Origin of the sequence: Phycicoccus sp. CSK15P-2, assembly GCF_016888005.1 — a bacterium.
Classification (GTDB): Bacteria; Actinomycetota; Actinomycetes; order Actinomycetales; family Dermatophilaceae; genus Phycicoccus.
This window is the reverse complement of record NZ_JAFDVE010000014.1, coordinates 193,828-213,893: the sequence shown is the minus strand read 5'-3', so window position 1 is coordinate 213,893 and position 20,066 is coordinate 193,828. Positions and strand designations below refer to the sequence as shown.

Here is a 20,066-nt window from a genome sequence, read left to right as displayed (position 1 = left end):
TCGGTCGACGGGGTGGGGCCCCGCCCGTGGTGGTGCGGGTCAGACCTGGGCGGGCGCCGGGTCGTCGTCGGTCGTCTGCAGGTCCGGGTCGATCTCGTCCCCGCCGATGGCCAGGTCCTTGCTCTTGGCGTAGGCGACCGAGGCCATGACGACGACGAGCGCGACCGCGGCGATCCCGTAGCGGATCGGGGCGGAGGCGTCGACGCCGATCGACAGGGTGATGATGGCCGGTGCGATGAGCACCGAGACGAGGTTCATCACCTTGATGAGCGGGTTGATCGCCGGGCCGGCGGTGTCCTTGAACGGGTCACCGACGGTGTCGCCGATGATGGTCGCCTCGTGGGCCGGCGTGCCCTTGCCGCCGTGGTGGCCGTCCTCGACGATCTTCTTCGCGTTGTCCCACGCGCCGCCGGAGTTGGCGAGGAAGACCGCCATGAGCGCCCCGGTGCCGATGGCGCCGGCGAGGAACCCCGCGAGCGCGCCGATGCCGAGGCCGAAGCCGACGGCGACGGGCATGAGCGCCGCGAGCAGGCCGGGGGTCGCCAGCTCACGGAGCGAGTCGCGGGTGCAGATGTCGACGACCCGGCCGTACTCCGGCTTGGCCGTGCCCTCCATGATCCCGGGGATGTCGCGGAACTGGCGGCGCACCTCGAAGACGATGGCGCCGGCCGCGCGGGTCACCGCGTTGATGGCAAGTCCCGAGAACAGGAAGACGACCGCCGCGCCGATGATGAGGCCGACGAGCGTCGAGGGCGTCGTGACGAGGCCCTGGGCGTCGATGACGAAGGCCTGCGCCGACTCCAGCTGCTCGGGGCTGAGGGCGTTGGGGTCGATGTCGTCGAGCGCGGTGGTCCAGGCGTCGGTGTAGGAGCCGAAGAGCGCCGTGGCCGCGAGGACGGCCGTCGCGATCGCGATCCCCTTGGTGATCGCCTTCGTCGTGTTCCCGACCGCGTCGAGCTCGGTGAGGATCTGCGCGCCCTCGCCGTCGACGTCGCCGGACATCTCCGCGATGCCCTGGGCGTTGTCGGAGACCGGGCCGAAGGTGTCCATCGCGACGATGACACCGACGGTGGTCAGCAGGCCACAGCCCGCGAGCGCGATGAGGAACAGCGCGAGCGAGACCGAGCCGCCGCCGAGGAGGAAGGCCAGGTACACCGCACCGCCGATGATCGCCGCGGTGTACACGGCCGACTCGAGGCCGACGCCGATGCCCGAGAGCACGACGGTGGCCGGGCCGGTGAGCGAGGTTCGCGCGACGTCCATCGTGGGCCGCTTGTCGGTCCCCGTGAAGTGGCCGGTGAGCCAGAGGATGATCCCGGCCAGCGCGATGCCGATGACGACCGCGAGCAGGGCGGCCATCCGCGGGTCGCCGTTCAGCACGCCGATCTCGGGGTTCGTCGGGTCCAGGTCGGCGTACGAGGACGGCAGGTAGACGTACGCGGCGACCGCGGAGAGGACCACGGAGACGGCGGCGGCGATGTAGAAGCCCCGGTTGATGGCGTTCAGCGGGTTCTCGCCGGCCCGCGCCTTCGTGACGTACACGCCGAGCAGGGCGGTGATCGCGCCGATGGCCGGGATGATCAGGGGGAAGACCAGACCGTACGTGCCGAACGCGACCGACCCGAGGATCAGCGCGGCGACGAGCGTCACGGCGTAGGACTCGAAGAGGTCGGCGGCCATGCCGGCGCAGTCGCCCACGTTGTCGCCCACGTTGTCCGCGATGGTCGCGGCGTTGCGCGGGTCGTCCTCGGGGATCCCCGCCTCGACCTTGCCGACGAGGTCGGCGCCGACGTCGGCGGCCTTGGTGAAGATGCCGCCACCGACGCGCATGAACATCGCGAGCAGCGCGGCACCGAAGCCGAAGCCCTCGAGCACCTTCGGGGCCTCGCCCTTGTAGAGGAGGACGACGACGGAAGCACCGAGCAGGCCGAGGCCCACGGTCGCCATGCCGACGACGCCGCCGGTACGGAACGCGATCTTCATGCCGAGGTCGCGGCCGCCCTCCTGGCGGGCCGCGGAGGCGACCCGGACGTTGGCCTTGACGGCGAGGCTCATCCCCAGGTAGCCGATGGCCGCGGAGAACAAGGCGCCCACGACGAAGAACCCGGAGCGGCCCCACCGGACGGCGGCGCCCTCGGCGGGCAGGAGCAGGAGCAGGCCGAACACGAGGACGACGAAGATGCCGAGCGTCTTGAACTGGCGCGCGAGGTAGGCCTGCGCACCTTCCTCGACGGCCGCGCCGATCTCACGCATGCTCTCCGTGCCGGTGTCGGCCGCGAGGACCTGCCTCCGGAACACGAAGCCCATGACGAGGGATACGAGCGCGATCACCGCGACCGTGACGACCAGGGTCAGGTTGGTCCCGGACAGGTCCAGGGCTCCCGACTCGGCGGTCGCGAGTGCGAGGGGTGCCATTCCATCCTCCTTGACGGCTGAGGACGTCCCCCGGGCGCGGACGCACCGACAGAGGTCAGGGGACGGTCGGGGGGGACACTACCGGCAGGGAGGCGGATGCCGCCTGTCCGGGGGGAGGTGACGCGGTTCACACCCGGCGACCGGTACGCGCCGTGCGACGAGCGGGGTCGGCGCAGGTCAGGCGGCGAGCGCGGCGTCGAGGCTCTCGTGGATCCCGAAGACCTTGTCCAGCCCGGTGATGCGGAAGACCCGCAGGATGCGCTCGCTGGAGCACACGATCCGCATCCAGCCGGACGCGTTGCGGACGAGCTTGAGACGGCCGACGAGGACGCCGAGGCCGGTGGAGTCGAGGAAGGCGACGCCGTCGAGGTCCACGACGAGCCGGACGAACCCCTCGGCGATCTCCTGGTCGAGCGCCTGCCGCAGCTGGGCGGCGGTGTGGACGTCCACCTCGCCGTCGACCGTCACGACGCTCACGTCGTCGGTGCGGGAGGTGGTCACGGAGAGCTCCACGCGTAGGCTCCTCGGGTGCCGGGGTGGTCGGGCGTGCTGGTCCCAGCGCCGCGAAGGCGTCGGGACCAAGGATTACGGTAGCCGCCGTGTCCAGCCCTGCCCAGCACTTGGCCCATCTGGCCAGCGGGTCCGGCGCCGAGCGCCTGCTCCACGTCGAGCACGTGCCGGCCCGCCCGGCGCGGCTCGCCGAGTGGCCGGTGGACCTCTGCGGCCCCGTGCTCGCGGCCCTGCTCGGGGCCGGGCTCGACCGGCCGTGGAGCCACCAGCGCGAGGCCGTCGACCTCGCCCGGGCCGGGCAGCACGTCGTCCTCGCCACCGGCACCGCCTCGGGGAAGAGCCTCGGCTACCTCGTCCCCGTGCTCGATGCCGTCGTCGCGGGTGCGACGGGTGGCGTGCGGGGGCCCACCGCGCTCTACCTGTCCCCCACGAAGGCCCTGGCCGCCGACCAGCTGGCCCGCCTCCACGACTGGGCGGTCCCGGGCGTGCGGGCGGCGACCTACGACGGCGACACCCCTCCGGACGAGCGGCGGTGGGTCCGCGAGCACGCGAACGTCGTCCTCACCAACCCCGACCTGCTCCACCACTCCCTCCTGCCGGGGCACGAGCGCTGGTCCCGGTTCCTCCGCGGGCTGCGGTACGTCGTCGTCGACGAGTGCCACGTGTACCGCGGCGTCTTCGGCGCCCACGTCGCGGCGGTGCTGCGGCGGCTGCGCCGGGTCGCCGCCCGGTACGGCGCGGAACCGACCGTCGTCCTCGCGTCGGCGACGGTCGGCGAGCCCGCGGAGCACGCCTCCCGTCTCACCGGCCTCCCGGTGCGGGCCGTGACCACCGACGGGTCCCCCCGCGGCGCGATGACCTTCGCGCTGTGGGAGCCGGCCACCGGACGGGACGGCGAGCGGCGCTCGGCGACGACCGAGGCCGGAGAGCTCCTCGCCGGGCTCGTGGCCCGTGACGTCCAGACCGTGGCGTTCGCCCGCAGCCGGGCCGGGGCCGAGGCGCTCGCCACCGTGGCCCGTAGGCGCCTGGAGGAGACCGACCCGGACGCGGCGGGCACGGTGGCCGCGTACCGCGGCGGCTACCTGCCGCAGGACCGGCGAGAGCTCGAGCGCGGTCTGCGCACCGGGACCGTCCGGGGGCTGGCCGCGACCAACGCCCTCGAGCTCGGCATCGACGTCAGCGGCCTGGACGCCGTCCTCATGGCGGGATGGCCGGGCCGGCGGGCGAGCCTGTGGCAGCAGGCGGGCCGGGCGGGACGCTCGGGGGGCGAGTCGCTGGCCGTCCTCGTGGCGGCCGACGACCCGCTCGACGCCTACCTCGTCCGGACCCCGGAGGCGATCTTCGGGGCGCCGGTCGAGAGCACGGTGGTCGACCCCGGGAACCCGCACGTCCTCGCCCCGCACCTCGCGTCGGCCGCCGCCGAGCTCCCGCTCGCCGAGGCCGACCTCGGCCTGTTCGGGCCGCGGACGCGCCACCTGCTCGACGCGCTCGTCGGACGCGGCATCCTCCGGCGCCGGCCGACCGGCTGGTACTGGGCCCGGGAGGACCGCCCTGCCGAGCACATCTCGCTGCGCGGCGCGAGCGACGTCGTGGCCGTGGTCGAGACCCGCACCGGCCGCGTCGTGGGCACGGTCGACGAGGCGTCGGCACACAGCCAGGTGCACACCGGGGCCGTCCACCTGCACCAGGGCGAGCCGTGGGTCGTCACCGACCTCGACCTCGGGGAGCGGGCCGCGCACGCCGTCCGCGGCGACCCGGGCTGGTCGACCCATGCCCGCTCGGTGAGCCGCTTCGACATCCTCGACACCGTCCGGCGCACCGAGCGGGCTCGCGTCGAGGTCTCGTTCGGGACCGTGCGGGTGACCTCGCAGGTGACGTCGTTCGTGCGCCGCCTGCCGTCGGGCGAGGTCATCGGGACCCATCCGCTCGACCTGCCGGAGCGCTCGCTCACGACGAAGGCGGTCTGGTGGACGGTGCCGGCCGAGGCGCTGGCCGCCGCGGGCATCGCCGAGGGCTCCGTGCCGGGGGCGCTGCACGCCGCGGAGCACGCGGCGATCGGGATGCTCCCCCTGGTCGCCACGTCGGACCGGTGGGACGTCGGCGGGGTCTCCACGGCCCTCCACCCGGACACCGGTCTGCCGACCGTCATGGTCTACGACGGCTACCCGGGCGGCGCCGGGTTCGCCGAGCGGGCGTTCACCGCCTTCGAAAGGTGGGTCCGCGCCACCCGGGACGCGGTGCTGGGCTGCGGGTGCCGGACGGGCTGTCCCGCCTGCGTGCAGTCCCCCAAGTGCGGCAACGGCAACGAGCCGCTCGACAAGGCGGGCGCGGTCGCCGCCCTCGAGCTCGCGCTCGTGACGGCCGGCTGAACCGGCCGTTGCTGTGCGGGCATCCTTGCTGGTCAACGGAGTAGGGTCCCCCGCATGGCTCTTCTCGGCGTCCTCCTCGTCATCGCTGCGGTCATCGCCGGCGTCCTCCTCTTCATCGGGACCGGCTCGTTGTCGACGCCCATCCAGGTCGACGTCCTCGGCGGCACCGTGGAGTTCCCGCCCATCGTGCTGCTCATCACCGGGATGGTCGTCATCTCGGTGTTCTGGTTCGGGTGGTTCCTGCTCCGCGTCGGTGTCAAGCGTGGCCACCGCCGTCGGCAGGAGGCCAAGGAGGCCGAGCGCCTCGCCGCCGAGCAGCGCCTCGCGGACGAGCAGCGGATGAAGGACGAGGTCGCCGTGCGTGAGCGCCAGCTCGAGGAGGAGCGCCGCCGCCACGAGGAGCGCGAGGCCGAGCTGCGCCAGGAGGCCGAGGAGCGCGTCAAGGAGCAGCACACCGCCACCGAGACGGCACGCCGACGGGCCGAGGTCGCCGAGGCCGAGGCCACGAAGGAGACGAGCGACGCGAAGGTCGCCAAGGACGCGAAGGGCGCCAAGGACGCGCCGACGTCCTCCGGCGACGACGCCGCGACCCCGCCGGCGAAGGCCTGAGCCGAGGCCGTCGGGTACCGGCCCCCGGGAAAGCCGCCCGCCCGCTCATTCCGTCCCGGCCCGCGCCCGGGCGGTGACCTGCACCGGCACGCCGGGCCAGCGGACGGCTGCTGCGCCCAGCGCGACCGACACCTCGACGACCACCGACCCGTCGGACCACGCCGAGCATCGGGTGACGCGCGCACCGTCCGTCGTGGCCAGCCGTGCTGCGGCCGCGCAGTCCGGACCCGCGCCAAGGGTGAGGGGCACCGCGGCGGCCAGGGCGGCGCGGTCGGCGATGCCGCCCGCGCGGTGTGCGTCGCGGACGACCGAGGCCACCACGAGCGCCGCGACGAGGACGGCGGTGAGGACGCCGACCCCGCCGACGACCAGCACCGAACCGCTCCCCCGTTCACCGGGCGCGGGACGACGGTGCGGCCGGGTCACGACGCCGGTCCGTCCGCGCTCTCGAGGCGCGCGGTGGCGCCGGCCGGAGGCGGGTCGGGCACCCCGATCCGACGCAACGCCGCGGGCGCGGGACACCCCACCCTGACGGTGACCGACCCGGCTCCCGGGGAGACCCTGACCCGGGCGCCCTCCGGGGCGTGCCGGGTGGCCGCGGCGGTCGCGACGCCCCGTGGCTCGCCACGCGCGAGGAGCCGCGCCGCAGTATGGGCGGCGTCGACGCACCGGACCTGGTCGACCCCCATCCGCACCGCCGAGAGCGCCACCGCGAGAACGAGCAGGAGGACGGGGACGGCCACCGCCAGCTCGGCGGTGGCCGTCCCCTCCTCGCCCCGTCGGGTCACGTCCCGAGCGCGGAGACGATGATCTTCGTCAGGGCGCTCTTGACCGGACCCGACTTCACGACTGCGAGAAGCAGCGCCGCGAAGGCCACCGCAGCCACCGTGCCGACCGCGTACTCGGCCGTGGTCATCCCCTCCTCCCCCAGCGTGCGGAGGCGGTGTCCCGCCCGGCGGAGCCGTCGTACGACCCGTGTCGTCATCTCTTTCCCTCCCTCGTCGGCGCGACCGTCGCGCCTCCCGTCCACTCTGCGGCGCCCGCCAGGGGCGGTGCGAGGGCCGGTGGCCGCCCTGTGGACGACCGCCGACCGCACGTCGGCTGTGGACGGCGGTCTCAGAGCTCGCCGAGGAGCAGCAGGACGACGGGGACGACCGTCGTCGCGACGAAGCCCGGGAGGAAGCACACCCCGAGCGGCAGCACCAGCAGGACCCCGGCCCGGTGCGCCGCCGCCTCGACCCGGCGTGCCTCGGCCGCCCGCAGTCGACCGGCGGCCGACTCGACGAGGTCGGCGGGTGCGGCACCGGCGGTGAGGGCCGCGTGCCAGGCGGAGGCGGCCGGCGCCCAGCCGGGGCCGGCGTGGGCCCAGGCCCGGTCCGGCGGCTCGCCCCACCGGTGGGCGGCCGCGACCACGGCGAGCTCGCGCCCCGCAGCGGAGTCGTCGACCTCCGCCACGGCCTCGAGACTCTCGACCGCACCCGCTCCACCGCGCAGGACGGCGGCCAGCATCGTGAGCGCCACCGCCGCCTCGTCGAGTGACGCGGCCGACGGCGCGGCCGAGGCCGTCCGGGACACCGGCCGCCACCCGACGCGGCGAACGGGCCACAGGAGGACCGCGAGGGCGGCACAGACGGCGGCGAGGGTCATCGGACCCCGCCGTCGGTGTGTCGCGGCCGGGCCGCCCGCCGCACGACCGCCCGCCCCCACAACCACCCGGCGCAGGTGGCGACGAGACCGGCCGCCACCGAGAGCCGCGCGGGGGTCGAGGCGTACAGGGTCATCGGGTCCAGACCGACGAGAGCGGCGAGCACGGGGCCGACGAGAGGCAGACCGGAGAGCAGCCGCATCGAGGTCCGGGGGCCCGCGAGGGCGGCCCGGGTACGGGCGTGGTCGGCCTCGCGGGCCCGGATGGCGGCAGCCGCTGCGGCGGTCGTGTGCGATGCCGCCGCACCGGTGTCCTCGGAGAGCCGCCAGGCGCGGGCGAGCACGCGGAGGTCTGCGGCCGTGCGGTCCCCGGCGCGGTCCGCGGCGGAGGACACCCTGCCCGCCACCGGCCCGCCGTCCGGTGCGGAGGGCGCGAGATGGTCCACGACCCAGGGTGCCGCCGCCACGACGATGGGGCTGCGGGCCGCGACCCGTACGGCGCCGGCGAGGTCGAGACCGGCGCGCACACCGACGGCGGTGACCTCCGCGAGGTCGGCCGCCCACTCCTCGTCCGGCGGGCGGCGCCGGACCCGGGACGCCGAGGCACGCCACCACCGGGCGACCGCCGCGGTGCGGACCCCGTCGGCCGACAGGCCGCCCTGCACCCGCCGCGGCCACAGGAGCACCGCCACGGCGCAGAGCAGGGCAGCCGTCACGACGCGACCCCGACGGTCTCGCCGAGGAGGGCCCGCAGCGCCGGCCAGGCGGGCCCGGGCAGCGGCCCGGAGGGGGAGTCGGTGCACGCCGTGCGGACCTCGACGAGGCCGTCGGAGCGCACGAGCGGGACGCCGACCCGGTCGACCCGACGGGCGGGTCCGTCCCGCACGACGTGGACGACCGCGTCCACCGCGCCGGCGAGCTGGGCGTGGACCGCAGCGCGCGGCATCCCGGCGAGCGCGCCCAGCGCCTCGACCCGCGCCGGCACCTCCTCGGGCCCGTTGGCGTGGACGGTCCCGGCACCGCCGTCGTGGCCCGTGTTGAGGGCGGCGAGGAGGTCTCGCACCTCCGCGCCGCGGACCTCCCCCACGACGAGCCGGTCGGGTCGCATCCGCAGCGCCTGGCGCACGAGCACCGACAGCGTGACCTCACCGACCCCCTCGACGTTCGCCGCACGCCCCTGCAGCCGGACGACGTGCGGGTGGTCGGGGTCGAGCTCGCGGACATCCTCGACGACGACGATCCGCTCGTTCGGCGCGCACTCGGCGAGCAGGGCCCCGAGGACGGTGGTCTTCCCGGCCCCGGTGCCCCCGGTGACGAGGAGGCCGGCACGGCGGCCGACGAGCCCCCGGAGCAGCTCTCCCATGCCCTCGCTCGCGGTCCCCGCCTCGACGAGGCCCGCCACCCCGCCGGGGCGACGCCGCGCGACGCGCAGGCTCAGGTGGGGCCCGCCCTCCGCGAGCGGCGGCAGCACGGCGTGCAGCCGGACCCCTCCGGGAAGGACGCCGTCGACCCACGGCTGGGCGTCGTCGAGCCGGCGCCCCGCCACCCCGGCCAGGCGCACGGCCAGCGGGCGCAGCTCCTCGGGCGGGACACGCGCCGCGGCGAGGACCATCCCCTCGCCGCGGTCGAGCCAGACCCGCCCGTCGCCGTTGACGAGCACGTCGGTGACCCGCTCGTCGGCCACGCACGGTGCGAGCGGGCCCAGCCCCACGAGCCGGGCCGCCATCGCCCGCGCCGCGTCGTCACGTCCGCGCTGCCCGAGAACGGGCGTCGCGCGGGCGGCGAGGCGGGCGATGACGGCCTCGGTGGGTCCCTCCCCGGAGCGGATCGAGGCGACGACACCGTCGGCGAGCCGAGGGTCGTCGGTGGTCACGACGCCTGCGCCCCCAGCGGGGCGTCGACGAGCTCGACGACCCGGTCGGCACACCGCCGCACGGCGTCCCGGCCCGTGCCGGGCCACAGGCCGCGCTCGGCGTCGCGCACCACCTGGACGTCGTCCCCGAGGTGGTGCAGGTGGGCGAGCCCCAGATGGGCCTCGACGTCGTCGAGCACCGCGGCCGACGGACGCGGGCCGCGGGTGACGAGCCGGAGGTCCGCGGCGGCTCCGAGCGCCGCGAGCCGCTCGACGAGGGCATCGGCGTCCGCCAGGGCCCGGGTGCGCAGCCCCGTGAGGACGAGCGCGTGCGTGGCCAGCGCGAGTACCTCCCCGAGGACGGGCGAGGCGCCCGGGACGTCGACGACGAGCCGGTGGCCGCTCGCGCGGAGCGAGGCGAGGACGTCGCGGACGGCAGGGTCGGGGACGGACGACGGGCCGGGACCGCCGGCACTGAGCAGCGCACAGCCGTCCTCCGCCGGGAGCGAGGGGACGAGCAGCCCGGAGGGGACCTCGCCCCGGACGGCTGCCAGCGCCGCCCAGCGCCGGCCGGGGACGTGGTCGACGCCTGCGGTGACGTCGAGCCCACCGCGCAGCACGTCGAGGTCGGCGACGACGGCCGGCGGGCCCGAGGCGGCCAGCCGGCGCCCGACGGCGAGCGCGAGGGTGCTGGCGCCGAGGCCGCCGGAGGCCCCGACGACCGCGACGACGGTGGGTGCGGTGCTCATGGGTCGAGCCTCGCCGTCCCGGCGCACGGACACGAGACCAGCGGCCCGGGCCTGTGGACGACGAGCGCCCGAGGCGTCCCTGTGGACAGGCGGGCCGCGGGACCGGTGGTGGTCCCGCGGCCCGGCCTTTCGCGACTACAGCTGCTCGACGGTCACCCAGTCGACGAGCATCGTCTGGTTCGGGAACCAGGAGGAGTCGTCCGGGCCCGCGCTGCCCTTGAAGGCGTTGCCGTTGATGATGACGCTCACCGGGTCCTCGAGCACCGCGTCGCACTGGGCCTGCGAGAGGTTGAAGGGCCCCGAGGTGCAGGTGTGTGCACCGATGAACGAGGGCTCCGCGCCACCGGCGCGCACGTAGTAGTAGACGGAGTTGCCGCGACGGTCGATCCACCACTCGTACCAGCTGCCGGCGGAGAAGGACGACGGGAAGGTGTGTCGCTTGGTCGACAGGTCGGAGGTGTAGCACGACATGTGCGACGTCGAGCTCCCCCTGTTCAGGCCCTTGTCGGGGTACCACTCGAGCCCGTCGAACTCACCGATGTAGGTGACCTGTCCGGCATCCGTGCAGTACTGCTGCGTGTTGCGCGCCCAGAGCGCCATCCTGGTGCCCGGTTTGCCGTTGGTGGGCATCAGGGCCGAGAACTTGATCCGGTAGTTCACGCCCCTCGGTGTCACGGGGTACCGGGTCTGCAGGCGTCCCGTGGAGTACTTGCGCTTCTGGCTGCCCGTGCACGGAGTGCCCGTGGCGTTGGCCATCGAGGGCTTCTCGCCCTCTGCGGTGCAGTGGCTGCGGGTGGTGATCTGTAGTGCACCACCGCTGACCCGGGCGTTGTCCGGCAGGTAGTACACGTGTGACGTGTCCGTGTTGTACCAGCCGGCCCCTTGGGTCCACGAGCCCGAGTTGTACGTGTCGAACGAGTCGGCGAACAGGATGTCCCCGGGTGCGGCGGTCGCCGCCCCGAGGGGTCCCGTCACCGCTCCCGCGGTGACGAGCGCGATGACGGACAAGGCCTTGGACAGACGTCTCATGGCCGAACTCCCTCCCGGAGGATCCGTGCCGCTCCCCTGGCGATCGTCGCCGGACCCCCAGTCGCTCTCCAGGAAACCATCCTGCGTCCGGTCTCGCGACCCGGGGCGCGGAGACCGACCCGAGGCGCGCACACGGTGACGACCGGGAGCGGACATAGGACGGCCCCGGTCGGGGGGACAACCGGGGCCGTCGGCGAGCCGAGCTCCGGGGGGGAGAAGCCGGATCGCCGGTCGCTCAACCCCGAAGGGGAGCGAGTAGGTCAATCGTGTCCCATGGATGCCACTCTGCGCAAGCCCGACGGTCGGACCTGCGGGAACGTCCTCAGTCGTCGCTCAGACGTTAAGTCCCACACCCTCCGAACGCGGTCCGGAAGTCCACCGGTCGCCGCGGACGAGACGAGGCCCCCGCCACTCGGACGGGGGCCTCGTCCTGCCGCGGGGTCCCGGGCGACCAGGCGTGCTCTCCGTGCCGTCGCCGTGGGACGAGCCCAGGGCGACCGGTCCATCAGTGGACTGCCCGCGCGTGGGTTTCCCGGTTCCGCGGTAGGTCGTGCCGAGGACGGTGTCCTCTGTCCCTCCAGTTGTACTCCCCGGACCGGTGGCCGTCCACCGGTGGCGCCACCGCGCGCGCCGGGGCGGGCACCCTCAGAGAAGGCGGCCGGCCAGCACGGCGTCGGCCACCCGCTCGCCCTCCGCGGCCGCCGCCCGGACCGCCGCGGAGCAGTGCCCGAGCCACAGACCGACACCGGGGACGTCGCCGCGGCCGTACGCGGCGAGCGCCCCGAGGTAGGCCGCCGGCCCCTGCGCACCGTGCCCTGCCTCGAGGACCGCGACGCCGGTGGGGTCCAGGCCCGCCGTCTGGACGAGGCACCGGTCGAGGGCCCGCGCGACGAGCCCGTTCCCCCGGAGGAAAGGGCGGACCGTCATCACCTCGGCGTGCACGACGGCCGCTGCCACGAGGACCGGGAGCCGTGGCGCCGCGAGGACGACCTCGACGACCCCCCGCAGCCGCTCGGCGGCCTCCGCCGCGGACGGCGCCGGACCGAGGTCGGCGACGAGCTCGTCGCCCTCCTCCCCCTCGACCCGCGGCCGACCGAGCGCGTCGTCCCGGACGGTCCCGACCGCGGCCACGGCGTGCAGCCGGGCGAGCGCCTGCAGCGGTGCCCGGGGGACGAGCGGGCCGACGTGCTCGGTCTCGGCCGTGGTCAGGGCCGCCCGCCGGACGACGCGCTCGACCGGGTCCGGCTCGGCCGACCACGACGCGGCCCCGCGCAGCACGTCCCGCACGACGTCGACGGGCAGGGACGCGCCGTCGAGCTCGGCACTGGCCACCGCACCGCGCACCCGCGACTCGGCGGCGGCCTCCGGGACACGCCTGCGCAGGGCCCGGTGCCATCTCAGCCGGGTGCACGCCTCGCGGGCGGCCTCGACCTGGCCGGCCACGCCGGGCAGCTCCGCGAGCCGTGCCACGGCGGCCACCGCGGGGCTCTGCGAGGCGGGTTCCACGGGCACCCCGGCAGCCTAGGGTGTCCCCCATGACGGGCAGCATCCACTGGCCGACGGCGGTGCTCGTCGCCGGGACGATGCTCGTGCTGTGGACCGTGCTCGCCCTCCTGCGCCGCAGCCGTCGCCGCGGCTTCATCTCCGAGACCGACCGCGCCACGTACGCGACGCTGCACACGGCCTCGCTCGCCTCGCGCCACCTCGGGGACGGCCTGACCCCCGACGCCGCCGAGCGCGCCGGCCGGTACCTGCTGAGCATCCTCGGCGCGCACGCGGTCTCCATCGCCGGACCCGGCAGCGTGCTGTCCTGGACCGGCAGCGGCGAGCACCACCGCGACCTCGCCGTGCCGCTCGGCGAGAGGACCCTGGAGACCGGCCGCACGTCCGCCCACGGGTCCGACGCCGTCGCGTGCACGGACCCCAACTGCCCCGTCCGGGCCGCCGTCACCGCCCCGCTCGTCACCGACGACCTCGTCGTCGGCACGATCACGGCCTGGACCAACCTGTCGTCCCCCGGCCTGCTGCGTGCGACCGAGGAGGTCGCGGCCTGGGTGAGCAGCCAGCTCGCCCTCGCCGAGCTCGCGCGTACCCGCAACCGGGTCATGGAGGCCGAGCTGCGGGCCCTGCGGGCACAGATCAGCCCGCACTTCATCTACAACAGCCTCGCCGCGATCGCCTCGTTCGTCCGCACCGACCCCGACCGCGCCCGGGACCTCCTCCTCGACTTCGCCGACTTCACCCGGTACGCCCTGCGCAGCGGCGGCCCCTTCACGACACTCGCCGAGGAGCTGCGCAACGTCGAGCGCTACCTCGTCCTGGAGCAGGCGAGGTTCGGCGACCGCCTGCAGGTGTCGCTGCTCGTCGCCCCCGAGGTGCTGCCGGTGTCCCTGCCGTACCTCGCGGTGCAGCCACTCGTCGAGAACGCCGTCCGGCACGGCCTCGCGACGAAGGAGGGCGTCGGCCACGTGACCATCACCGCGACCGACCTGGGCGCCGAGGCCGAGATCGCGATCGAGGACGACGGCGTCGGCACCGACCCCGAACGGGTCCGGACGATCCTCGACGGTGCACACTCCGCCGACTCGGTGGGTCTGGGAAACGTCGACGCCCGGCTACGGCAGGTCTACGGCGACGAGTTCGGGCTGGCCGTCGAGACCGCCCCCGGGGCGGGGACCAAGGTGACCTTCCGGGTGCCGAAGTTCGCACCCGGAGTCCATGCCCAGGGCTGAGACCGCGCCGTAGGCTTCGCCCCATGTCCACCCGCGAGCCCGGACTGGTCGCCCTCGTCGTCGACGACGAGCTGCCGGCCCTGTCCGAGCTCGGGTACCTCCTGGAGCGGGACGAGCGGATCGGCGAGGTCATCACCGCCGGCAACGGCACCGACGCCCTCCAGCTCCTCGACACCCGGGACGTCGACGTCGTCTTCAGCGACATCTCCATGCCGGGACTGGACGGGATGGCCCTCGCCCGCGTCATCTCCCGGTTCGCCGTCCGCCCCCAGGTCGTGTTCGTCACGGCGCACGAGCGGCACGCGGTCGACGCCTTCGCTCTCGACGTCACCGACTACGTCATGAAGCCGGTGCGCGACGACCGGATCCTCGAGGCCGTGCGCAGGGTCGTCGAGCAGCGCGACCGGGACACCACGCGGGCGGCCCCGGACGGCTCGCCGCCCCCGGCCGAGGACGAGACGATCCCCGTGGAGCTCGGCGGCGTGACCCGGTTCATCACCCGCAGCCAGATCCGCTACGCCCAGGCGCACGGCGACTACGCGCGGCTGCACACCGAGGACGGCTCGCACCTGGTGCGGGTGCCGCTGAGCGTCCTCGAGGAGCGGTGGGCCGAGTACGGGTTCGTCCGCATTCACCGGTCGACCCTCGTCGCGCTGGCGCACGTCCGCGAGGTCCGGATGGACCACGGCCGCTGCTCGGTCCTCGTCGGCCAAGTCGAGCTCCAGGTGAGCCGCCGGCACACCAAGGAGCTGCGGCACACCCTCCTGCGCCGTCCCACCGGCGACCGCCGCGCCGGGGGCTGACCGTGGAGACGACACCGACACCGGACCGCGTCCGGGTGACGAGCTCGCGGCGCGGTGCCGTGCCGCCCGGGTCGCGTCCGGTCTCCCGTGAGCTCGACGAGCAGACCGCCCTCGGGGACGTCTACCTCGACGGCCTGCTGCGGGCCCAGCTGCGGCTCTCCCTCCTCGTGCTGTCGCTCACCGTCCTCGGGCTCGCCGCGCTGCCCCTCGTCCTCGTGCTCGTCCCGACGACCCAGGGCACGGCGCTGTTCGGCATCCCCTCCCCGTGGCTCGTGCTCGGGGTGGCCGTCTACCCGGCCGCGTGGGTGCTGGCCCGGTGGTACGCCCGGCAGAGCGAGCGGCTCGAGGCCGACTTCGCCGACGTCGTCGAGGAGCCGTGAGCCAGCCGCTCTCGCTCGTCGCTGTCGTCCTCGTGTGCCTGACGACGCTCGCTGTGGGCGGTCTCGGGCTGCGCCTGTCGCGGCGCACGAGCGACTTCTACGTGGCAGGCCGCACCGTCTCACCGCGGCTCAACGCCTCCGCGATCGGGGGTGAGTACCTCTCGGCCGCGAGCTTCCTCGGCGTCGCGGGGCTCGTCTACGGCAGCGGGGTCGACATGCTGTGGCTCCCGATCGGCTACACCCTCGGCTACCTCGTCCTCCTCGTTATGGTGGCGGCCCCGATGCGACGCTCGGGTGCCTACACGCTGCCGGACTTCGCCGAGGCACGGCTCGGGTCGCGCGCGATCCGGCTCGTCTCGTCCGTGCTCGTCGTGGCCATCGGCTGGCTGTACCTCGTCCCGCAGTTCCAGGGCGCGGGTCTCACCCTGACCCTCGTCACGGGAGCCCCGCAGTGGGTCGGGGGCCTCGTCGTCATGGTCGTCATCGCGGCCGCGGTCGGCGCGGGCGGGATGCGCTCGATCACGTTCGTCCAGGCGGTGCAGTACTGGGTCAAGCTCACCGCGCTCGCGGTGCCCGCCTTCGTCCTGCTCTTCCTGTGGTTCCGGGCCGGGCATCCCGCGCCGGTCGTGCCACCGGAGTGGCACTCGCCGCTGCGCACCGGCGCCCCGGACGACCACACGCTCTACCGGACGGCCTCCACCGTGCTCGCGCTGAGCCTCGGCACGATGGGGCTGCCGCACGTCCTCGTGAGGTACTACACGAACCCGGACGGCGTCGGCGCGCGCCGTACGACCGTGACGGTCATCGCCCTGCTCGGCACCTTCTACCTGCTGCCCCCGGTCTACGCCGCCCTCGGCCGCGTCGTCTACCCGACGCTGCCGGACGGCGTGCGCCAGGACTCCATCGTGCTGCGCATCCCGGGCGAGCTCGCCGGGGGCCTCGGTGCCGACCTGCTCACCGCGATGCTCGCCGGGGGCGCGTTCGCGGCGTTCCTCTCGACGGCGTCGGGGCTCGCGATGTCGGTGACGGGCGTCATCGACCAGGAGGTGCTCCGCCCGCGGCTGGCCCGCCTCACCGGCGGCGACGCACCGGCGGTGCGCGGCTTCCGGTTCGCCGCCGTCGCCGCGGTGGTCCTGCCCTACCTGCTGAGCCGCGCCATCGAGCCGCTCGGTCTGGCGACGACCGTCGGTCTCGCCTTCGCCGTCGCCGCCGCCACGTTCGCGCCGCTCATCATCCTCGGGGTCTGGTGGCGTCGGCTCTCGACGACGGGCGCGCTGGCCGGGGTGCTCACCGGGGGGACGGCCACGGTCGCCGCGCTCGGAACGACGATGCTCCGCGGGGACCTCGGCGGATGGGTCGGCGCACTGCTCGCCAACCCGGCGCTGTGGGCCGTGCCGCTCGCGGCCGGCACCGCGGTGGCCGTGTCGCTCCTGACCCCCGGGCGGGTGCCGGCGACGACGACCCGGACGATGGTCCGGCTGCACACTCCCGAGCGGATCGCCCTGGCCCGCAGCCGGGTCCGGGACTGAGGTCCGGAGCCGACGCCGGTCAGCCGACGGCGTCGCGGCCGGCGACGAACGCGTCCACGCACCGCCGGACGTCGGTCTCGGTGTGCGCCGCCGACAGCTGGACCCGGATGCGCGCCTTTCCCTTCGGCACCACCGGGTAGCTGAACGCGATGACGTAGACGCCGTGCTCGAGCATGTGGTCCGCGACCCGGGTGGCCTGCCGCGCTCCGTCCTCGCCCGGGAACATGACCGGGACGATCGGGTGGCTGCCGGGCAGCAGCTCGAACCCGGCGCCGGCCATGAGCTCGCGGAACAGGGCGGCGTTGCGGCGTAGCGTCTCGCGGCCCTCGGCCGAGGAGTCGACGAGGTCGAGCGCGGCGGCGGACCCGGCGACGACGGCCGGCGCGACGGAGTTCGAGAAGAGGTAGGGCCGCGCGCGCTGCCGCAGCAGGTCGACGACCTCGCGGTGGCTGGAGACGTAGCCGCCGGAGGCTCCGCCGAGGGCCTTGCCGAGGGTCCCCGTGAGGATGTCGACGCGGTCCATGACGCCGAACAGCTCCGGGGTGCCCCGCCCGCCCTCGCCGACGAACCCCACGGCGTGGCTGTCGTCGACGAGGACCATGGCCTCGAACTCGTCGGCGAGGTCGCAGATCTCGTCGAGCGGCGCGTAGGAGCCGTCCATCGAGAACACGCCGTCGGTGACGACGCACACCCGGCGCGCCCCGGCCTCGCGCGCCGCGGTCAGCTGCGCGCGCAGGTCCGCCGTGTCGGCGTTGGCGTACCGGTAGCGCGCCGCCTTCGACAGCCGGATGCCGTCGATGATCGAGGCGTGGTTGAGCTCGTCGGACACGATCGCGTCCTCGGCGCCGAAGAGCACCTCGAAGACGCCGCCGTTGGCGTCGAAGCACGAGGAGAACAGGATGGTCGCCTCGGTGCCGAGGAACTCCGAGAGGCGGCGCTCGAGCTCGGTGTGCTGGGTCTGGGTGCCGCAGATGAAGCGCACCGACGCCATCCCGAAGCCCCAGTTGTCGAGCGCTGCCCGCGACGCGGCGAGGACGTCGGGGTGGTCGGCGAGCCCGAGGTAGTTGTTCGCGCAGAAGTTCAGCGACTCCCCCGCGGTGGTCCCGACGTGCGCCGACTGCGGCGTCGTGACCTCACGCTCGCGCTTGGTGAGACCGGCGTCCTCGATCTCGCGCAGCGTCGCGGCGAGCTCGTCCTTGACGGTTCCGTACACGTGCGGCTCCTCGTCGTGGGGGCGGCGACCTGGGTTGGGCGCCGACCCCGTCAGCGTAGAGGCCGTCCGGGGACCGCCCGCGAGGCCGCCCCAGCGCCCGACGCCGGGTCAGCTCCAGTCGAGGAGCACCTTCCCGCCGTGCCCGGACGCGGTCTCCGCGAAGGCGTCCTCCCACTCCTGTGCCGGGTAGCGCCCGGTCACGACGGACGAGACCGCCTCCCGCAGCGCCGGCGACGACGCGAGCATCGACCCCATGAGGTACCAGGTCTCGAACAGCTCGCGCCCGTAGATGCCACGCAGCGTGATCATGTGCGTGATGACCCGGCCCCAGTCGATGGCGTAGCGGTCCGTCGGCAGCCCGAGCATCGCCACCCGGCCGCCGTGGTTCATGTTCGCGAGCAGGTCCTCGACGGCGGCGGGGGCACCCGACATCTCGAGCGCGATGTCGAAGCCCTCGACCATCCCGAGCGCCTCCTGCGCGTCCGCGAGCGACTGCCCGCGGGAGACGTCGACCGCGAGGTCGGCGCCGGCGGCCACGGCGAGCGCCAGCCGGTCGGCGGACATGTCGGTGACCGCGATGCGCCGCGCACCCGCGTGCCGGACCACCGCCGTGGCCATCACCCCGATCGGCCCCGCGCCGGTGACGACGACGTCCTCGCCCACGACCGGCCACTGCAGCGCCGTGTGCACCGCGTTGCCGAGCGGGTCGAACAGTGCGCCGAGGTCCGGGTCGAGACCGGCCGGCTGGACCCACGCGTTGGAGGCCGGCACGACGACGAGGTCAGCGAACGCGCCGTCCCGGTTCACGCCGACCCCCGAGGTGTTGATGCATAGGTGCCGGCGCCCGGCGCGGCAGTTGCGGCACGTGCCGCAGACGACGTGCCCCTCGCCCGAGACGTGGTCGCCGACCGCGACGTGGTCGACGTCCGCGCCCACCGCGACGACCTCGCCGAAGAACTCGTGCCCGATCGTCAGCGGCGCCTGCACCGTCGACGCGGCCCACTCGTCCCAGGCGCGCAGGTGGAGGTCGGTGCCGCAGATGCCCGCCCGCAGGACCCGCACGAGGACGTCCTTGGGGCCGTACTCGGGCTCGGGCACGTCGACGAGCTCCAGACCCGGACCGGCCGTGACCTTCCGCAGCGCACGCACGGGCACATCATGCCGGGACGTCCGAGCGGGCCGGCAGCGAGGTGCCGCTCAGACGGGGAGCGGCGCCTGGGCGCGGAGCCGGGCCGCGAGGTCGTCGTCGACCGTCGCGAAGAAGTCCCCGACCACGTCCTCCAGCTGGTCGAGGCTCTCGGCCCGGAACAGGACGGGCTGGTAGGCCGTGATGTCGTAGTCGAGCGTCCCCATCGCGACGAGGTCGAGCGGCCGGATCTCCATCGACCGGAACTCGTCCATCTCGCCGTAGCTGCTGAGGATGCCGGCGCCGTAGGCCTTGAGCTCGTGCCCCTCGGCCATGACGCCGAACTCCATCGAGAACCAGAACACGTCGGCGACGAACTTCATCGCCTCGTCCGACTCCAGGCGCAGGCTCGCCTGCCCGGCCGCCTCGGTGATCGCGGCGAAGCGCGGGCTCGCGAGCTGGTTCCCGTGTCCGACGACCTCGTGGATGATGTCCGGCTCCGGCGTGTACAGGGGCTGGCTGCCGTGCCGGAGGTACTGCGTGGAGCTGAACACCCGGCGGCCGAGGTCCGCGTAGAAGTCGCGCAGCGGCACCAGCCCGGGGGCGGCGGTGTACGACCACCCGGTGAGCGGGCCGAGCAGCGCGCTCACCTCCTCGAGCTGTGGCACGTGGTCGGCCGGGAGCCCGAGGGCCGCCTTGCCGGCGAGGTACTCGGAGTGGGCGTAGCGCTCGTGCTTCGGGGCGAGCTCGGCGCAGGCGAGGCGCCAGATGGCGTGCTCGTCCTCGGTGTACTCGACCGTCGGCACGGGGTCGCCGGTACGCAGCGTCAGCGACACGCCGGCGATCTCGGCCCGCCGCGCCCGGTAGGCCGGGTCGTGCAGACCGGGGTGGTTGTCGCTCAGGTGGACCTCGACGGTCCCGTCGGCGTCGGTCGTCACGGCCGAGTAGAGCTGTCCCTCCTCGAACACCGCGCTCACCTCCTCGTGAGTGGACATGGCCTCGTCGGCCGGACCCCTACGGAAGCACGAGGCCCAGGCAGATGGAACCGATGGCATGTCGGATGGGCAAGCCGCGCACAGTCGCACCACCCGGGTCCGCGCAGGACG

20 protein-coding genes are annotated in these 20,066 nt (G+C 74.6%); 6 read left to right on the top strand and 14 right to left on the bottom strand.

Annotated features, from left to right (window positions below):
- Nucleotides 1-39: 39 nt before the first annotated feature.
- Nucleotides 40-2,415, bottom strand: coding sequence for a sodium-translocating pyrophosphatase (locus JQN72_RS10105; RefSeq protein WP_204135045.1), 2,376 nt, complete (start codon nt 2,413-2,415; stop codon nt 40-42).
- Nucleotides 2,416-2,592: 177 nt separating this feature from the next.
- Nucleotides 2,593-2,928: an STAS domain-containing protein gene (locus JQN72_RS10100; RefSeq protein ID WP_204135044.1), complete on the bottom strand. Its 336-nt coding sequence runs from the start codon at nt 2,926-2,928 to the stop codon at nt 2,593-2,595.
- Between the two features lie 86 nt (nt 2,929-3,014).
- On the opposite strand from JQN72_RS10100, the gene JQN72_RS10095 reads away from it, so the two are divergent.
- Nucleotides 3,015-5,294, top strand: a complete 2,280-nt coding sequence (locus JQN72_RS10095; RefSeq protein WP_204135043.1) for a DEAD/DEAH box helicase — start codon at nt 3,015-3,017, stop codon at nt 5,292-5,294.
- A 54-nt stretch (nt 5,295-5,348) separates the two neighbouring features.
- Nucleotides 5,349-5,903 (top strand): hypothetical protein, encoded by a 555-nt coding sequence (locus JQN72_RS10090; protein WP_204135042.1) that lies wholly within the window; start codon nt 5,349-5,351, stop codon nt 5,901-5,903.
- Between the two features lie 45 nt (nt 5,904-5,948).
- Here the strand turns inward: JQN72_RS10090 and JQN72_RS10085 are convergent, their stop codons facing one another.
- The 9 genes from JQN72_RS10085 to JQN72_RS10045 form a co-directional block, all read right to left on the bottom strand.
- The gene (locus JQN72_RS10085; protein WP_307812584.1) at nt 5,949-6,329 is read right to left on the bottom strand and encodes an Rv3654c family TadE-like protein; all 381 of its coding nucleotides are present in this window, start codon (nt 6,327-6,329) and stop codon (nt 5,949-5,951) included.
- Complete coding sequence (locus JQN72_RS10080; RefSeq protein ID WP_204135040.1) at nt 6,326-6,691, bottom strand: TadE family type IV pilus minor pilin; 366 nt, start codon at nt 6,689-6,691, stop codon at nt 6,326-6,328. Before JQN72_RS10080 ends, JQN72_RS10085 begins: the two co-directional genes overlap by 4 nt.
- On the bottom strand, nt 6,688-6,888 hold the full coding sequence (locus JQN72_RS10075; protein WP_204135039.1) for a DUF4244 domain-containing protein: 201 nt from the start codon (nt 6,886-6,888) through the stop codon (nt 6,688-6,690). The genes JQN72_RS10080 and JQN72_RS10075 overlap by 4 nt, the downstream gene beginning before the upstream one ends.
- Before the next feature lie 131 nt (nt 6,889-7,019).
- Entirely contained in the window at nt 7,020-7,550 is a 531-nt protein-coding gene (locus JQN72_RS10070) for a type II secretion system F family protein (protein ID WP_204135038.1), read from the bottom strand.
- Nucleotides 7,547-8,263: a hypothetical protein gene (locus tag JQN72_RS10065; RefSeq protein ID WP_204135037.1), complete on the bottom strand. Its 717-nt coding sequence runs from the start codon at nt 8,261-8,263 to the stop codon at nt 7,547-7,549. The genes JQN72_RS10070 and JQN72_RS10065 overlap by 4 nt, the downstream gene beginning before the upstream one ends.
- Nucleotides 8,260-9,420, bottom strand: coding sequence for a TadA family conjugal transfer-associated ATPase (locus JQN72_RS10060; RefSeq protein WP_307812583.1), 1,161 nt, complete (start codon nt 9,418-9,420; stop codon nt 8,260-8,262). Before JQN72_RS10060 ends, JQN72_RS10065 begins: the two co-directional genes overlap by 4 nt.
- Nucleotides 9,417-10,148 carry a pilus assembly protein FlpE gene (locus JQN72_RS10055; RefSeq protein ID WP_204135036.1) on the bottom strand — a complete coding sequence of 244 codons (732 nt, stop codon included), beginning with the start codon at nt 10,146-10,148 and terminating at the stop codon, nt 9,417-9,419. Before JQN72_RS10055 ends, JQN72_RS10060 begins: the two co-directional genes overlap by 4 nt.
- Before the next feature lie 135 nt (nt 10,149-10,283).
- Nucleotides 10,284-11,177, bottom strand: coding sequence for a hypothetical protein (locus JQN72_RS10050; protein ID WP_204135035.1), 894 nt, complete (start codon nt 11,175-11,177; stop codon nt 10,284-10,286).
- A 645-nt stretch (nt 11,178-11,822) separates the two neighbouring features.
- Nucleotides 11,823-12,689, bottom strand: a complete 867-nt coding sequence (locus tag JQN72_RS10045; protein WP_307812582.1) for a hypothetical protein — start codon at nt 12,687-12,689, stop codon at nt 11,823-11,825.
- A gap of 23 nt (nt 12,690-12,712) precedes the next feature.
- Between JQN72_RS10045 and JQN72_RS10040 the strand changes: the two genes are divergently transcribed.
- Genes JQN72_RS10040 through JQN72_RS10025 form a run of 4 tightly spaced genes read left to right on the top strand, consistent with a single transcriptional unit; the run spans nt 12,713 to nt 16,621 of the window.
- Nucleotides 12,713-13,909, top strand: a complete 1,197-nt coding sequence (locus JQN72_RS10040) for a histidine kinase (protein ID WP_204135034.1) — start codon at nt 12,713-12,715, stop codon at nt 13,907-13,909.
- Between the two features lie 23 nt (nt 13,910-13,932).
- Nucleotides 13,933-14,712, top strand: a complete 780-nt coding sequence (locus JQN72_RS10035) for a LytTR family DNA-binding domain-containing protein (RefSeq protein WP_204135033.1) — start codon at nt 13,933-13,935, stop codon at nt 14,710-14,712.
- A 2-nt stretch (nt 14,713-14,714) separates the two neighbouring features.
- Nucleotides 14,715-15,092, top strand: coding sequence for a hypothetical protein (locus tag JQN72_RS10030; protein WP_239100423.1), 378 nt, complete (start codon nt 14,715-14,717; stop codon nt 15,090-15,092).
- Nucleotides 15,089-16,621 carry a cation acetate symporter gene (locus JQN72_RS10025; RefSeq protein ID WP_204135032.1) on the top strand — a complete coding sequence of 511 codons (1,533 nt, stop codon included), beginning with the start codon at nt 15,089-15,091 and terminating at the stop codon, nt 16,619-16,621. The genes JQN72_RS10030 and JQN72_RS10025 overlap by 4 nt, the downstream gene beginning before the upstream one ends.
- A gap of 19 nt (nt 16,622-16,640) precedes the next feature.
- Here the strand turns inward: JQN72_RS10025 and JQN72_RS10020 are convergent, their stop codons facing one another.
- The 3 genes from JQN72_RS10020 to JQN72_RS10010 all read right to left on the bottom strand — a co-directional run bounded on the left by JQN72_RS10020 (nt 16,641) and on the right by JQN72_RS10010 (nt 19,955).
- Nucleotides 16,641-17,834 (bottom strand): glycine C-acetyltransferase, encoded by a 1,194-nt coding sequence (locus JQN72_RS10020; protein WP_204135031.1) that lies wholly within the window; start codon nt 17,832-17,834, stop codon nt 16,641-16,643.
- A 108-nt stretch (nt 17,835-17,942) separates the two neighbouring features.
- Nucleotides 17,943-18,983 carry an L-threonine 3-dehydrogenase gene (tdh, locus tag JQN72_RS10015; RefSeq protein WP_204135030.1) on the bottom strand — a complete coding sequence of 347 codons (1,041 nt, stop codon included), beginning with the start codon at nt 18,981-18,983 and terminating at the stop codon, nt 17,943-17,945.
- Nucleotides 18,984-19,031: 48 nt separating this feature from the next.
- Complete coding sequence (locus tag JQN72_RS10010; protein WP_239100422.1) at nt 19,032-19,955, bottom strand: phenylalanine 4-monooxygenase; 924 nt, start codon at nt 19,953-19,955, stop codon at nt 19,032-19,034.
- Between the last annotated feature and the right edge of the window lie 111 nt (nt 19,956-20,066).

Bases quoted from the DNA above. Each gene is read 5' to 3' on its own strand.
- JQN72_RS10105 (WP_204135045.1), bottom strand. From the start codon at position 2,415: ATGGCACCCCTCGCACTCGCGACCGCCGAGTCGGGAGCCCTGGACCTG.
- JQN72_RS10070 (WP_204135038.1), bottom strand. From the start codon at position 7,550: ATGACCCTCGCCGCCGTCTGTGCCGCCCTCGCGGTCCTCCTGTGGCCC.
- JQN72_RS10050 (WP_204135035.1), bottom strand. From the start codon at position 11,177: ATGAGACGTCTGTCCAAGGCCTTGTCCGTCATCGCGCTCGTCACCGCG.
- JQN72_RS10075 (WP_204135039.1), bottom strand. From the start codon at position 6,888: ATGACGACACGGGTCGTACGACGGCTCCGCCGGGCGGGACACCGCCTC.
- JQN72_RS10010 (WP_239100422.1), bottom strand. From the start codon at position 19,955: ATGTCCACTCACGAGGAGGTGAGCGCGGTGTTCGAGGAGGGACAGCTC.
- JQN72_RS10040 (WP_204135034.1), top strand. From the start codon at position 12,713: ATGACGGGCAGCATCCACTGGCCGACGGCGGTGCTCGTCGCCGGGACG.
- JQN72_RS10090 (WP_204135042.1), top strand. From the start codon at position 5,349: ATGGCTCTTCTCGGCGTCCTCCTCGTCATCGCTGCGGTCATCGCCGGC.
- JQN72_RS10055 (WP_204135036.1), bottom strand. From the start codon at position 10,148: ATGAGCACCGCACCCACCGTCGTCGCGGTCGTCGGGGCCTCCGGCGGC.
- JQN72_RS10035 (WP_204135033.1), top strand. From the start codon at position 13,933: ATGTCCACCCGCGAGCCCGGACTGGTCGCCCTCGTCGTCGACGACGAG.